9 protein-coding genes and 1 pseudogene are annotated in these 15,232 nt (G+C 64.8%); 5 read left to right on the top strand and 5 right to left on the bottom strand.

Features of this window, described 5'->3' with window-relative positions; all coding sequences use genetic code 11:
* Positions 1–11: 11 nt before the first annotated feature.
* The gene (locus CXY77_RS15085; protein WP_104130396.1) at positions 12–1,697 is read left to right on the top strand and encodes a ribonuclease J; all 1,686 of its coding nucleotides are present in this window, start codon (positions 12–14) and stop codon (positions 1,695–1,697) included.
* A gap of 74 nt (positions 1,698–1,771) precedes the next feature.
* On the opposite strand, the gene CXY77_RS15080 is transcribed toward CXY77_RS15085, so the two are convergent.
* The 3 genes and pseudogenes from CXY77_RS15080 to gnd all read right to left on the bottom strand — a co-directional run bounded on the left by CXY77_RS15080 (position 1,772) and on the right by gnd (position 5,190).
* A complete protein-coding gene (locus CXY77_RS15080) occupies positions 1,772–3,421 on the bottom strand; it encodes a peptide chain release factor 3 (protein WP_092341558.1) in 1,650 nt (549 codons plus the stop codon).
* 43 nt (positions 3,422–3,464) lie between these two features.
* Positions 3,465–3,824, bottom strand: a complete 360-nt coding sequence (locus CXY77_RS15075; RefSeq protein ID WP_092341559.1) for a MerR family transcriptional regulator — start codon at positions 3,822–3,824, stop codon at positions 3,465–3,467.
* Positions 3,825–4,242: 418 nt separating this feature from the next.
* A pseudogene (gene gnd / locus CXY77_RS15070) lies at positions 4,243–5,190 on the bottom strand (phosphogluconate dehydrogenase (NAD(+)-dependent, decarboxylating)).
* Positions 5,191–6,629: 1,439 nt separating this feature from the next.
* On the opposite strand from gnd, the gene CXY77_RS15065 reads away from it, so the two are divergent.
* Positions 6,630–7,034 carry a VOC family protein gene (locus tag CXY77_RS15065; protein ID WP_104130395.1) on the top strand — a complete coding sequence of 135 codons (405 nt, stop codon included), beginning with the start codon at positions 6,630–6,632 and terminating at the stop codon, positions 7,032–7,034.
* A 122-nt stretch (positions 7,035–7,156) separates the two neighbouring features.
* On the opposite strand, the gene CXY77_RS20205 is transcribed toward CXY77_RS15065, so the two are convergent.
* Positions 7,157–7,312 carry a hypothetical protein gene (locus CXY77_RS20205; RefSeq protein ID WP_158252850.1) on the bottom strand — a complete coding sequence of 52 codons (156 nt, stop codon included), beginning with the start codon at positions 7,310–7,312 and terminating at the stop codon, positions 7,157–7,159.
* 530 nt (positions 7,313–7,842) lie between these two features.
* On the opposite strand from CXY77_RS20205, the gene CXY77_RS15055 reads away from it, so the two are divergent.
* A complete protein-coding gene (locus CXY77_RS15055; RefSeq protein ID WP_104130393.1) occupies positions 7,843–11,790 on the top strand; it encodes a Pls/PosA family non-ribosomal peptide synthetase in 3,948 nt (1,315 codons plus the stop codon).
* Between the two features lie 18 nt (positions 11,791–11,808).
* Positions 11,809–13,134 (top strand): M1 family metallopeptidase, encoded by a 1,326-nt coding sequence (locus CXY77_RS15050; RefSeq protein WP_092341563.1) that lies wholly within the window; start codon positions 11,809–11,811, stop codon positions 13,132–13,134.
* A 336-nt stretch (positions 13,135–13,470) separates the two neighbouring features.
* Here the strand turns inward: CXY77_RS15050 and CXY77_RS15045 are convergent, their stop codons facing one another.
* On the bottom strand, positions 13,471–14,079 hold the full coding sequence (locus CXY77_RS15045; protein ID WP_158252849.1) for a 4'-phosphopantetheinyl transferase superfamily protein: 609 nt from the start codon (positions 14,077–14,079) through the stop codon (positions 13,471–13,473).
* An 89-nt stretch (positions 14,080–14,168) separates the two neighbouring features.
* Here CXY77_RS15045 and CXY77_RS15040 point away from each other — a divergent pair, with 89 nt between their 5' ends.
* Positions 14,169–15,185 carry a magnesium and cobalt transport protein CorA gene (locus CXY77_RS15040; RefSeq protein ID WP_092341566.1) on the top strand — a complete coding sequence of 339 codons (1,017 nt, stop codon included), beginning with the start codon at positions 14,169–14,171 and terminating at the stop codon, positions 15,183–15,185.
* The last annotated feature ends 47 nt before the right edge of the window (positions 15,186–15,232 follow it).

The raw sequence follows: 15,232 nt of genomic DNA, 5'->3' as shown, positions 1-15,232 counted from the left end.
AAAAGAGCTCCATGAGCACCCATCCACTGTCCCTTACCGCACCGCCCGCACTTCCTGCGCGCGGCCTGCGCATCATCCCGCTCGGCGGTCTCGGCGAAATCGGCCGTAATATGACCGTGTTTGAGCACAAAGGCAAACTGCTCGTCATCGACTGCGGGCTGCTGTTCCCGAAAGACATTCAGCCCGGCATCAACGTGATCCTGCCCGATTTCTCGATCTTGCGTGACCGGCTCGACGACATCGAAGCCATCGTCCTCACCCACGGCCACGAGGACCACATCGGCGCCGTGCCCTACCTGCTCAAGGAACGCGGCGATATTCCCGTCATCGCCTCCAAGCTGACCCTCGCCTTCGTCGGAGCAAAATTTCAGGAACACCGCCTGCATCCCCCGGTTGTTGAAGTCAAGGAAGGCGAACGTCGCTCTGTTGGTCCCTTCGACCTCGAATTCTTGGCCGTGAACCATTCCATCCCCGATGGCCTTGCCATCGGCATCCGCACAGAAGCCGGGCTGGTCGTGCACACCGGCGACTTCAAAATGGATCAGTTCCCCCTCGACAACCGGCTCACCGACCTGCCCGGTTTCGCCCGGCTTGGCGATGAAGGCATCGACCTGCTGCTGATCGACTCGACCAACGCCGTTGTGCCCGGATTCACCACACCCGAAGCCGACATCGGCCCCGCCATCGACACCGTGTTTCGCACCGCGCCACGACGGATCATTGTCTCCAGCTTCGCCAGCCACGTCCATCGCATCCAACAAGTGATCGATGCGGCTGTGCGCCACAACCGCAAGGTGGCCTTCGTCGGCCGATCCATGGTGCGCAACATGGGTATAGCCGCTGAATTGGGGTATCTGCACGTCCCGAAGGGACTGCTCGTCGATGTCAAGGCCCTGGAGCGGATGAAAGACGACAAGGTCGTTCTTATCTGCACCGGTTCACAGGGAGAGCCGATGGCGGCACTTGCCCGTATGGCGAACCGTGAACACACCATCCGCATCGGAAAGGGCGACACCGTTCTCTTGGCCAGTTCGGTCATTCCCGGAAATGAAAACTCCATCTACCGGGTCATCAACCGACTGACCCGCTGGGGCGCCAACGTCGTGCACAAAGCCAACGCCAAAGTACACGTGTCCGGGCACGCCAGCGCGGGCGAACTCGTCTACTGCTACAACGTGATGCGCCCCACCAACGTGATGCCCGTGCACGGTGAATGGCGCCACCTCACCGCCAATGCGGACCTGGCCGTGCGCACCGGAATCATTAAAGACCGCGTTCTCGTCGTCGAAGATGGCATCGTGGTCGACCTGGTCGATGGACGCGCCACCGTCGTGGGCCGAGTGCCAGCCGACTACGTCCTGGTCGACGGGGTGACCGTCGGAGGAGACGCAGCAGAAGCGATGGAAGACCGTCGACTCCTCGCGGAAGACGGTGCCATTACCGTTCTGGGAATTCTCAACACCGAGACGGGACGCCTGGCCGAACCTGTGGATTTCATCTCCCGCGGCTTCAATCACGATGCCGACTGGGCAGCCAATGCCGCGCAGGTCATCGACGAGGCCATGGTCGCAGCAACCCGGAGCAACGCTCTCGACGGAGCAGCCCTCGAGCGCATCTTCTCCGAGAGCGTGACCCGATGGATGCAACGCAAGTATCGGCGCAACCCGGTGATCACGGCGGTCGTCGTTGACGCCTAGACGATAGCCAGCACAGCAACGGCCCGGCACATTACGTGTGCCGGGCCGCTGCTGTTCTCGCCGGTGACTCACCTTCAGCGACGTTTATCGCCGCGGGCTGCGCCCTCGACGGACTCCATCTCGACGGACGGGCTGAGGTTCTCCAGCACGATATCCGGGAACTCCCGAGCGACAGCCTGAAACCGCCATGGGGTGCTGAACAGGGCCAAGAGCGTGTTGTCGGATCGAGTGAGCACTTCCACCTGGCGCAGCGACCCCAGTCTGCCCGCGCTTGCTCGATCGGTGCGGCGCGCGACTTGGTAGGGCAACGCCTCCATGCGGATATCAGCACCAAAATCATGCGTCATGCGTTCCTCAACGACGTCGAACTGCATCGGACCCACCGCCCCGAGTACCGGTGCCTGGTCGCCCCGCAGGTCAGACCGCATGACTTGAATGACCCCCTCATGGTCGAGCTGATCGATTCCGCGACGGAATTGCTTGTGCTTGCTGGTGTCGGCGGGGCGTACGGCACGAAAATACTCGGGGGCGAACACCGGCAGCGGCGGGTATTCAACGGGTTCGGAATCATAAAGTGAATCGCCCACCCGAAGAGAGGCTGCGTTGATCAACCCGACGACGTCGCCGGGCCAGGCCTGCTCCGCCATGGTGCGTTCCCGTCCGAACATCTGTTGCGCATACTTCGTGGCAAACGGACGGCCGGTCGATGCCTGCGTCACAACCATCCCGCGGTGGAACATGCCCGAACACACCCGCACGAATGCGACGTGGTCACGGTGCGAGGCGTTCATGCCGGACTGAACCTTGAAGACAAAGCCGGAGAAGTCACCGTTGACGGGCCGTTGTCGACCGGTGATATCTGCCCGGGCCAGAGCGGGCGGAGCGAATTCCACGAGAGCGTCCAGCAGCTGGTGAACACCAAAATTGAGGACGGCAGCGCAAAAAAGCACCGGCGTGGTCGTCGCGCGAAGAAAAAGTGCCTCGTCGTGGTCGTGCCCTTCGGCATGGAGCAGTGCTGATTCTTCGGCAGCATTAGTCCAATCCTGGCCGAGTTCCGCGGCAGCGGCCGTCGCCGTGGTACGAGCTTCAATGGCAGCGGTCGCGCCTCCTGGAGTTCGGGTGAAACGCACAAATCCGGGGGATTGTCGATCCAGAACTCCATGAAACTCGCCGGCGAGCCCGACCGGCCAGGTGAGCGGTGTGGGCACAAGTCCGGTGCGATCCTGGATCTCGTCCATGAGATCCAACGCGGACTTTCCCGGGCGATCCCATTTATTGATGACCGTGATCACAGGCAGGCCGTGTTGTCGGCACACCTCAAACAACTTCATGGTTTGCGGTTCGAGGCCCTTGCTGGCATCGACGAGCATCACAGCGGCATCAACAGCGGAGAGGACCCGGAAGGTGTCTTCCGAGAAATCGGCGTGACCGGGGGTGTCAACGAGATTGATCACGGTGTCGCGATACTCAAACTGGATAGCGGCGGATGTCACGGAAATGCCACGGGCCTGCTCCATGGCCATCCAGTCAGATACGGTGCCTCGCCGGCCTGCTTTACCGTGTACCGCACCCGCCCGATCAATCGCGTGCGCGTGCAGCAGGAGTGCTTCGGTCAGCGTGGACTTGCCGGCATCCGGGTGAGAAATAACGGCAAAGGTGCGCCGTTTGTGGGCTTGGGCGAGGATGTCGAGGTTAGAGACGGTGGGGGTGGTTTGATGCGTCACGGTGTTCCTGTCTGAGCGTGATCACGAAGTGGGCGTGGTTGAGTCACAGACTCCGCAGCAGGTCGACGAACCCGCTGGCTACGCGAACCTGTTCGCAAAGAGCACGTTCACGCGCTTCGATATCGCTGATCAGGATGGCGAGATCACGCCGGATTGTTGACACTCTCCCGTCTGGGTCGGAGTCGACCAGATCCAGTGTCGCCAGAGCATTCTTGATTTCCGGATGGGTGAGCGACAACGCTCGGAGGCTGCGGATGATGCGTGCCCGGTCGAGGTCGGCCGGGGCATAGAGCCTATAGCCGGAATCGCTGCGCCCTGACGCCTGCAAAATGTGGATCTCGTCGTAGTGCCGCACGGTGCGCTGGGAAAGTCCAGTCCGTTCGGCAAACTCACCAATAAGCATGAATGCCACCTCGTTTCGTACGGGAATAATCGTACATCTCTACTCTAACGTAAGAGTAGAGTTAGTGGTAATAGACATGAGACATATGACCAACGCAGGCCTGAACCACCCGTGGACGCGGGCATGTGGGCTCCGGATCGGCTGCACTTCAACCCATTGGGTCACCTCACGATTGCACGCAGCGTTCTGAGCACTCTCCGCGTCGAGAACTCATTGCAGCCATCCCAGATCGAACCGTTGCCAATACCGTCCTGGCGGAGCGCACGAACGAGCGATGTCGCGTGGGCCCGCACCTATCTGATGCCGTGGGTCCTGCGCCGCGCTCGGCACCACTCCTCGGACGATCACATTCTGCCCAAACGCCCCGAGGCCAGCCCCTTGGACCAGCCTCGGTTCTGCCGCTGCCTGTGTTCGGCGGCTACTCGGCGGACTTGACCGCGTGACCGCCGAACTGGTTGCGCAGTGCGGCGACGGCTTTCATCGCCGGGGAATCTTCCTGGCGAGATTCGAACCGGGCGAAGATTGACGCGCTGATGGCGGGAACGGGCACGGCATTCGCCAATGCTTCTTCAATGGTCCAGCGGCCCTCGCCGGAATCATCGACGTATCCTTCGATACTGGTCAGGGCCGGATCCTCCTCGAGCGCCTGAACGAGGAGCTCGAGCAGCCAGGACCGAACAACAGCGCCGCGCTGCCAGGCCTTGAACGTTCCGGGAACATTCTTGACGATGTCCTCGCGCTTGGCGAGTAGCTCGTATCCCTCGGCGTAGGCCTGCATGAGGGCGTATTCGATGCCGTTATGCACCATTTTGGCGTAGTGACCGGCACCGACCTCGCCGGCGTGTACGAAGCTTTCCTCGCGCGGTCCGGCCGGACGCAGGGCGTCGAATACCGGCATGAGCCGGTCAACGGATGCCTGGCTACCACCGACCATAAGCGCAAAGCCGTTCTCCTGGCCTCAGACTCCGCCGGAGACACCGGCGTCGATGTAGTCGATTCCCTTTTCAGCGAGGAGGGCCGCGTGCACGAAGTCGTCGCTGAAACGGGAATTACCGCCGTCAATGACCAAATCACCGGTGCCCAAGAGCTCGCCGACCTCAGTAATGACGGCCTTCGTGATGGCGCCGGAAGGAACCATCACCCAGACGGCCTTGGGCGATGGGAGGGCATCGACGAGGTCTTGCAGGGTCGCGACGTCGGTGACGTCGGCGTTGCGGTCGTAACCGGTGACCTCCACGCCGTTTTCGCGGAGGCGGGTGCGCATGCTGGCGCCCATTTTTCCGAGGCCGATGAGGCCGATGTGCATGTTCATGGTGCTCATTTCAGTCGTGTCCTGTTGGGCCGAGATAGCTTGAGGTGTGCTCATCAAACGTATGCATAAAGATCGACGCCGTCGGGGATTCGGGTGTATTCGTTGTGCTCCAACACCACTGAGCCAGGCTACGCTTCCGTCCCCGGCTGTGGTGAGTGCAGTGAGAACGGTACGTTCGCCGGAATTGGACGCAAGCTCGTGGCGACCGCGCAGAAGAATCCTTTCGTTTAAGCCAAGGCACCGAACCGCAGGGTTACGAGATGCTGCGTTCAGCAAGTCCGCAACGCCAAAAGTTCCATCGAGTGTGAGCCCGAACATTTCAAGATCTTGGCCAAAATAGGCGCGGACCGTCGGCAACACCGTCTGCGGGAAGTCTTTGCGCAGCACTGCCCCGATAACGACAATTGGGCGGTGCATTTGCCGGCAACGGCATGCTGTCATGGGCGGGGGTATGTTGGGTGGTGATGCAAGCGGCATCCGAGCTGGTCGAGGTACCGCCGGTTTGGACCGCTCATCATGAGGAGATTCAATGTCGCATCAGGGTCATATACCGTGCGCAACGGGAGATCTCGAGATCCGCAGCCTATCCGATCATGAATGGCGTGTGGTTGATCGACGCTGCCACGAAAGGTCGCCCGAGAAGGTGCTGGGTTACATCGAGAAACGTGGTTCCGCTTATGAAGTCATGAACATAGAGACACCGCGACGACATGTCATGTTCGATCATTTCGAGTCAGCGGTCGCCTCATTTGCTTCAGTCTTCTCGACTTAGATTTTATTCATGGCCTCGATGCCAACTTGCCGATTCGCTCAGCTTCGGAGCGCGGTACCAACATGTCGACACTGCGACGCTCAGATGGAGCCGGAGCGCCTCAGCGCACCCTTCTTGACGCTAAGCAGCAGCCGTGTCAGAACACTTTCTTCGGCGAATTCTGCACCGAATACATTGCTTGTTGACATAACCATTAGTATCGACCGCAGCGCCCTGTGGGGACGCGTGAGGGTGATGAACTGAGGGGCTTTCTGATGGACCCAGCTTTGTTGTTGTGGATGACAACACACGTGTGGGGCTCGAACGGTTTAGAGCCGTCGACTGATCCCGCTGAACGTTTCCGTCGAGGGTACTTCGCTGGAGGATACACCGGTGCCGCGTAACGGCTGCGACGCTGGCAAGGTAACGCGTGACGCTTCGCAAGCGTGCCCACGATTTGCCCACACTTGAAAAAACTTTGAGTGAATCTGGATGCCTCATTGTGACTCAAAAACGTTGAATCCACGCGGCTCTTGACGCCATCGATGACACCGCGCGGACGGTTATTGGAGTTCGAATCCCTCCAGGGGCACCACGGGAACACGGCAAGAACCGCGTGATCACGGGACCCCCCGTTAGGTGGTGCTTTGCCGTGATGCCCACATGAGCGCACACATGGTAAATATCGCTCCCGCTGTTGCTGCTGGGAGAGGTGCCCTGGCGTTCATGGAACGATGGTTGCATGGCAGCTGGCGTGCATCACATCGAGATTTGGGTCGTTGACTTGGACAGCGCCCGACATTCGTGGGGCTGGCTGCTGGTAGCTCTTGGTTGGTCCGTCGACCAGGAATGGAGCATGGGCATCTCCTGGCGATGCGGCGAGGTGTACATCGTGGTCACGCGACCGCCTGCCATCTCTGGCCGGGAGCATGACCGGCGACTTCCTGGACTGAATCACATTGGCCTTCATGGAGGGAGCACAGCTGATATTGACCGCATCGTTGGTCAGGCATCAGCCCACGGATGGAATGCGCTGTACGGCGATCGGTACCCCTACGCGGGAGGCCCCGACCACTACGCCGCGTATCTCGAAAATGAAGCCGGTTTCAAAGTTGAAGTCGTCGCGTCAACGCCGCGTAGCGGCTGAGACGTGCTGTACGGTTGGCCGTTTCTGCGGTGCGCTTGGGTCGGGCATCCGTTTGGAATATCGTGCCGAAATCGAGCAGGAGATCAAGGACCGCAGGGGCCGGCCGGGCACCGATCTCGGGGTCAGGAATCCACGGGGCGTTGCACCGTGATCGGTGAAGTCTCCGGATCGGCAACGGCAGCGCTGGCGTCCTGCGCAACGTGATGCAGCTCGTCGTAGAGATGAACGGCCGACTCTTCTTTCAGGCGCTCCCACGTGGAGTTCGATACATGCTTCATGGTTCAGCGCTCCGTTCGTCCCCCGACGGGATCAACGCTTATTATCCTCGCCCGCCAACGGGAATTGAGCCGGGAGAAGACACTCAATGCCCCGGGAAGACAACCCGAACGGCCGCGAACATGGGCGTACGCCGTGCGACAGACTGGGGAGTGCCAGATAATTCGGCTGCGATGGATGCGTGACCCCGTGCGTATTCGTCATCACCGCCGACTTGGCCCGCAGGCTCGTGAGATAGGGCTCATTGGCGACCTGGCTGTACGAGTGGTTCTCGAGCACAACGATCACGACGTGAGCGGGTCGCGGCGGAGTCATGGCGAACGCCGCCTCCGGCTGGCCAGCCCAGAGTCCAACGCACAGCAATGCCAGCAGGGCAGCGGATGCGAAAACTCGTTTCATGAAAACTCCTCACGCAAATACTATTCCCGGGCTGAGCGGAGAGCGCCGCACAGTTCACCCGTCCGTTACCCGCGAGTTCTAGACTGATACTTTCGCGGCGTGCCGTACTGCCACGACCTGAACGAGGAGGCGTGTGAGCGAGCACCAGCACAGCCCAGCGGGCGCCAGCGGGCACTCCCAGTCGGTGCTCGCGGCAGGCCACCGGGCCAAGCCGGCCCGCACCCTGGCCGACATTCTTGCGGTAACCGCAGCGCAGCATCCGGATGCTTTAGCGCTGGAAGACGCGGCCGGCACGATCAGCTACCGCGGCCTGCTGCGGCGGGTGCAGGCCCAAGCCAACGCGCTGAGCCTGGCCGGCGTGCGACGCGGCGACACCGTGGGCATTCGCATCCCCTCGGGCACCCGTGACCTGTACGTGTCCATTCTGGCGACTCTGTTCGTGGGTGCCGCCTACGTTCCGGTCGATGCCGACGACCCCGAAGAACGCGCCCGGCTGGTCTTCGCCGAGGCACACGTGGTCGGCATCATCGGCGAGAGCAGTGTGTTCGCGCCGCGTGACGGCCTCGACCTGCAGTCCCTGCGCGCTCGCCGCGTCGAACCGCAGGAGGATCCCGCGCTGGTGTTTCCGACCGCGAATATTCCCTCGCCCGACGATGATGCCTGGGTCATCTTCACCTCCGGCTCGACCGGCGTGCCCAAGGGCGTCGCCGTCACCCATCGCTCGGCGGCCGCCTTCGTCGATGCCGAGGCCGGCTTGTTCCTGCGATCTGAACCGATCGGCCCCGCAGACCGGGTGCTCGCCGGACTCTCGGTGGCCTTTGACGCGAGCTGCGAAGAGATGTGGCTGGCCTGGCGAAACGGCGCCTGCCTCGTGCCGGCCCCGCGCTCCCTCGTGCGCAGCGGCGCCGACCTTGGCCCCTGGCTGATCACGCACGGCATCACCGTGGTGTCGACCGTGCCGACCCTCGCCGCCCTATGGCCGGAAGAATCGCTCGAAGCCGTGCGCTTGCTCATCTTCGGCGGCGAAGCCTGCCCGCCCGAACTGGTCGCTCGCATTGCCACCCGCGGCCGCGAAGTCTGGAACACGTACGGCCCGACTGAGGCCACCGTCGTCGCCTGCGGCGCCCTCGTCGACGGCGTTGGCGAGATGCGTATCGGCCTGCCGCTCGACGGCTGGGACCTCGCCGTCGTCGACGCGCGCGGCGAGCGGGTTTTAGAGGGTGAGATCGGCGAGCTCATTATCGGCGGCGTCGGCCTGGCCCGCTACCTCGACGCGGCCAAAGACGCCGAGAAATATGCGCCGCACCCTCAGCTCGGCTGGGCGCGCGCCTACCGTAGCGGCGACCTCGTGCGCTTCGACCGCGCCGGCCTGGTGTTCGCTGGGCGCGCCGACGACCAGGTGAAACTCGGCGGCCGACGCATTGAACTCGGCGAAGTGGATGCCGCCCTCAACGCCCTGGACGGGGTGGCCGGCGGCGCCGCCGTGGTGCAGATCACCCCGGCCGGCAATCACGTCCTCGTCGGGTATATCGCGCTCACCAGCGCGAACGCTCCGCTCGACCGGAAGGCCGCTCTAACCCGGCTGCGCGAGGAACTGCCCGCCGCGCTCGTGCCACTTCTCGCCGTGGTCGACGCGCTGCCCACCCGCACCTCGGGCAAGGTTGACCGGGCGGCGCTGCCGTGGCCGCTCCCGGCCTCGGACGACGACGCGGCCGCGCTGTCACCGACGGCGGCGTGGCTGGCCGAGGCGTGGGCATCCATTTTGGGGGTGCCGGTGACCGGGCCCGACGACGACTTCTTCGCCCAGGGCGGCGGCTCACTCTCGGCCGCCCAGTTCGTGTCGGCCGTACGCGCCCGCCATCCTGAAACCACCGTCGCCGACCTCTACGACCACCCGCGCATCGGCTCGCTCGCCGACGAACTCGATGCCCGCACCCCCGTCACACCCCCGGTGCTGCGGAACGTTTTGCCGACGCCGGCCCGCAGCCAGCTAGCCCAGACGGTGCTCGGCATTCCGCTGCACGTGTTGAGTGGCGCGCGCTGGCTGGTCTATCTGGCCATTGCCAACAACCTGCTGAGCGTGAACGGTGCCAGCTTTGCCCCGACGCTGTCGTGGTGGTGGGTGGCCCTCGGGTTTGCGCTGTTCGTCACCCCGCCTGGCAAGATGCTCATCGCCGTGATTGCCGCACGGCTGCTGCTGCACGACGTCATGCCGGGCAACTACCCGCGGGGCGGGTCGGTGCACCTGCGGCTCTGGCTGGCCGAGCAGATCGCGCTGCTCGTCGACGCCGCAAGCCTGGCCGGCGCGCCCTGGATCAGCTACTATGCCAGAGCACTTGGCGCAGAGATCGGCCCCGACGTCGATCTGCACTCGCTGCCGCCGGTGACCGGACTGATGACCATCGGTGCCCAGGCTTCGATCGAACCCGAAGTCGACCTGGCCGGGCATTGGATCGACGGTGACGTGCTGCGCATCGGCCACCTGCACGTCGGCGCAGATGCTCGCATCGGCTCCCGCAGTACCCTGCTCGGTGGCGCCCACGTAGGTAACGGCTCCGAGATCGACCCGGGCGCCGCCGTCTCGTCGCGGGTGCCGGCGGGGGAGCGCTGGGCCGGTTCCCCGGCGCGTCGGGTGGGCTCGGCTCGCCGCCCGTGGCCGGCCGAACGACCGCCGCGGGCCAGTCGCTGGCTCGGCGCCTTCGCGGCCGGGTCGGTCGCGATGATCGCGATCCCCACGGTCGCCCTCGTACTCGGCGCGCTCATCGTGGGTGCCGTCGTCGGTCACGCGGACAGTCTCGCCGTGGCCGTGTTGCGCGCCGCCCTGATCATGCCGGTCGCCGTCATCGCGGGCGGTCTCGTCTACGCGCTGCTCGTGATCGGCTTCGTGCGCGTCCTCGGCGTGGGCCTGCGCGAGGGCTACTACCCGGTGCGCAGCCGCATCGGCTGGCAGGTCTGGATGACCGAACGCATCCTCGATGGCGCCCGCACCGTGCTGTTTCCGGTCTATGCGAGCCTGCTCACCCCCACCTGGCTGCGCCTGCTCGGCGCCAAAGTAGGAGCGGACGTCGAGGCATCGACCGTGCTGCTGCTGCCGTCGCTCACGACCATCGCGCCCGCCGCGTTTCTCGCCGACGACACCATGGTGGCCTGTTACGAACTCGGCGGCGGCTGGATGCACATCGGCCCGGCCAAGGTTGGCCGCCGGGCTTTTCTCGGCAACAGCGGCATGGCCGGTCCCGGCCGCACGGTACCGCGCAACGGACTCGTCGCGGTACTCTCCTCGACCCCGCGCAAGGCCAAGCGTGGGTCGAGCTGGCTCGGCAACCCGCCCTCGCGACTGCGTCGCAAGCAAACGGATGCCGACGACTCCCGCACCTTCCACCCTCCCGTGCGCCTGAAAGTAGCCCGATCGCTGTGGGAACTCCTGCGCATCGTGGCCGGCTTTACCAGCGCCTGGATCGCGTTGCTCGCGCTCACCCTGCTCGACCTGCTCTGGCTGCAGCTCGGCCTCGGCGCGGCGATCGCGCTGTCCGGCGTGGTCATGCTCGCCGCCGGCGCCGTGGCAGCCGGGGTGACAACGGTGGTCAAGTGGATGCTGGTAGGGCGGATCGACGCGTCGGAGCATCCGCTCTGGTCATCGTTCATCTGGCGCAACGAGGTGTCGGACAGTTTCGTCGAGATGGTCGCCCGCCCGTGGTTTGCCGAGAAGGCCTCCGGCACGCCAGCGCTCGCCGTGTGGCTGCGTACGCTGGGGGCTTCGGTGGGGCGCGGCGTCTGGTGTGAGACGTACTGGTTGCCCGAGGCAGACCTGGTGCGGCTGGGCGACGGCAGCACCGTCAACCGCGGCTGTGTCGTGCAGACCCACCTCTTTCACGATCGCATCATGCAGCTTGACGCGGTGGAACTCGCCGACGGATCGACGCTCGGGCCGAACGGCGTCATTCTCCCGGCCGCGTCGATTTCAGCTGGGGCGACCGTGGGGCCCGGCTCGCTCGTGATGCGCGGCGAACGGGTACCCACCGGGTCGCTCTGGTCTGGCAACCCGATCACGCCGTGGCATCAGCCGCCGTGGCAACGGTGAACGTGGAATAGTGGACCGATGGCCCCTGTGCAGACGACCTACGGCTCGGCCAGCGCTGGCGACCCCTATATTCCCACCGGCGGCAACGGCGGTTACGTTGCCGAACACTACGATTTGAACTTGTCCTACCGGGTGGCTACCAACCGGCTGAACGCGACCGCGATCATCACCGCGCGCGCCCTCATACCCCTCGACCGGTTCAGCCTTGACTTCGCCGGGCTGAGCATGGAGAAGGTCACGGTCAACGGCGAGCGGCCGACCAAAGTGACGCACAGCGCCCGCAAACTCGTGATCAGCGTTGCCACTCGGGTTGAGGCCGGGGCGGTGTTCGAGGTGACGGTGCGCTATCGCGGGGCGCCGCATCCGGTTCGCAGCGCCTGGGGCGACGTCGGCTGGGAAGAACTCGACGACGGCGTGCTGGTCTCCGGGCAGCCGTGCGGGGCCGCATCCTGGTTTCCCTGCAACGATCATCCGAGTAACAAAGCCACCTATCGCATCGAGATCGCCTGCGAATCCGGCTACACCGTGGTGTCGAACGGGGTGTTGTCGGCCAGGTCGAGCCGGTCGGGCCGTACCAGCTGGACCTTCGACGTGCGCGAGCCGATGGCGACCTACCTCGCCACGGTGCTGATCGGCCGCTACCGTCGCCGCGACCTCGCCGCAGCTCCGGTCGCGCACAGTCTGTTCTTTCCGGCCCAGCTTGCGACCCGGGTCGGCACCGACTTCGCTCGCCTCACCGAGATGATCGCGTTCTTCGCCGACCGGTTCGGCCCGTACCCGTTCGCGTCATACTCGGTCGTGGTGACCGACGACGAGCTGGAGATCCCCCTCGAGGCGCACGGCCTGGCCGTGTTCGGCAGCAACCATGTCGACGGGGAGCACGGCAGCGACCGCCTGATCGCCCACGAGCTGGCACACCAGTGGTACGGCAACAGCCTCACCGTGGCCCGCTGGCAGGACATCTGGCTGCAGGAGGGTTTCGCCTGCTACGCCGAATGGCTCTGGGAGGAACAGCGCGGCGGTCGCACCGCCGATTCCCTTGCCGTACTGCACCGCGGCAAGGTGGCGGCCCTGCCGCACGACATCGTCGTCGGCGATCCCGGCCCGCACGCCATGTTCGACGACCGGGTCTACAAACGCGGCGCGCTCGCCCTCCACGCGATTCGCAAATCGCTCGGTGACGAGGCCTTCTTTGCCGCCCTGCGCGCCTACACCGCGGCCCGGCGGCACGGTCAGGTCTCCACCGAGGACTTCGTGGAGTTCTTCTCCGAACACACCGGCAGCCGGGCGATCGGCGGGTTTGTGGCCCGCTGGGTGCAGCAGAGCGCGCTGCCGAGTCTCTAGCCGAGCCTCGTGGGCGTGGGCGTGGTTGCCCTGCGCGGGAATTCGAGGTTGGCCGCCTCGACGGCGCCGAGGTGCTGACGTGCGCCAGCGCGGTCAGCTGCGGGGTTTGCTGCGCGGGTGCGGCGCCGGTGCGCGGGAGTTCGAGTGAGGTGCTGGCCCCCGCAGCGTGGGCTACGCGGGTGTTGCGCCGATTCGCGGGAGTTCGGGCTTGGCCACAATTCCAGCGCGACGCGACGGGCTGGACCTGCGCCAGTGCGCGGGAGTTCCGCCTCCCGCGCACTGGCGCAACTCCCGCGGCGGCGTGAAAGGGATGGCTGCGAGCGGAAAGAGTGAGTTTTAAAGCATCGAAAGGCTCGGGGCTCTCGGACCGAGCAAGGCCAGGGTGCCCACCAGACCGGGGCCCGCGTCGAAGCCCACGACGTGCACCCGGCTCAGATCGAGGGTGGCGGTCGGCCAGCTCAGCAGAGCGGATGCCCCACCCGGCCCCAACGCCACGGTCACCTCGCGCGGGTCCACCGTCAGCCCCTCGCCGGAGAGCTTGAGCAGAGCCTCCTTGGTGGTCCAGAGCGCGGCGCGCGCCCGATCGCGCTCGTCGACCGGCAGCTCCGCTAGGGCGGTGCGCTCGTCGGCGTTGAACGCGACGTCGTCGAATCCGGCCCGGGCGACCGAGGCCACGCTCTCCAGGTCGACCCCGATCGGTCCGACCTGCGACACGGCAACGACAACGGTGCGACCGGCGCGGCTCAGGCTCACGTGCACCCCGCCCGGTGTCAGCACGCGAGGCCGCCCATGCGCGTCGCCGCAGCGTTCGCAGCGTTGTTCGATGGTGACGGCCGCCAGGTCAACGGCGCAGACCCGGGCGACAGCGGCGGCGAGTAGTAGCCGGTCGGTCTGGGGAAGCGGCGCGCGCGGTTGTAACAAGAGGGAAAAAAACGTTTGCGGCACGATCTAACCGTACCCGCCGGCAAAACTGCACCGGCGTTACCGCGCAGCTACGCCGAGTGGCACACTGGTAGATCGGAGAAGGAGAGCCAATGGCGCTGGTGGACAACGCGGTCTACGTGGACGGGCACCGGGTTGCCACGCCGCCGAGCCTCGACGAGACCTTCGAAGTGATGAAAGAGAAGAAGGGCTTCGCCTGGATCGGGCTGTACCGGCCGAGCGAGGAGGAAGTGCGGGCCGTCGCGACCGAGTTCAGCCTGCACCACCTGGCCGTGGAGGACGCCCTCAAGGGGCACCAGCGGTCGAAGATTGAACGGTACGCAGACATCCTGTTCATTGTGTTGCGCCCGGCCCGCTACATGGACGACGAAGAGCGCGTCGAATTCGGTGAGCTGCACGTGTTCGTCGGCCCCGATTTCGTGGTGACCATTCGCCACGCCGAATCGCCCGACCTCGCCCTGGTGCGGGAGCGGATGGAGAGCACCCCGCACCTGCTCGCCCTCGGCCCGGAGGCCGTGCTGTACGCCATTCTCGACCAGGTCGTCGACGAATACGGGCCGGTCGTCGCCGGGCTGGAGAACGACATTGACGAGATCGAAGACCAGCTGTTCGACGGCGACCCGGAGGTCAGCCGACGCATCTACGCACTGTCCCGCGAGGTGATCGAGTTTCAGCGGGCCACCCAGCCGCTCGTGAGCATGTTCGAGGCGATGCAGCGGGGCTTCGACAAATACAACGTGGACCTCGAACTGCACCGGCACCTGCGTGACGTGCTCGACCACACTCTGCGCATCGTGGAGCGCGGCGACGCGTTTCGGCAACTGCTGCAGAACGCTCTGACCGTACACAGCACCCTGGTGGGCCAACGCCAGAACGACGAAATGCGGCACCTGTCCGAGACGAGCCTCGCGCAGAGCGAAGAAGTGAAGAAGATCTCCAGCTGGGCGGCTATCCTTTTCGCCCCGACCTTGGTCGGCACCATCTACGGCATGAACTTCGACAACATGCCCGAGCTGCACTGGCCGCTCGGCTATCCCTTTGCGATCGCTCTGATGCTCGCCATGGGGTTTACCCTGTACACCGTGTTCAAACGGCGAGGCTGGCTGTGAACGGCCAGATTGGGGCACAAACACGCGAAACCCCGGCCGCCTCAGGG

Source organism: Cryobacterium sp. N21 (assembly GCF_002929575.1).
GTDB classification, from domain to species: domain Bacteria; phylum Actinomycetota; class Actinomycetes; order Actinomycetales; family Microbacteriaceae; genus Cryobacterium; species Cryobacterium flavum.
The sequence above is the reverse complement of the archived record's forward strand: the minus strand, read 5'-3'. Positions and strand labels throughout refer to the sequence as shown.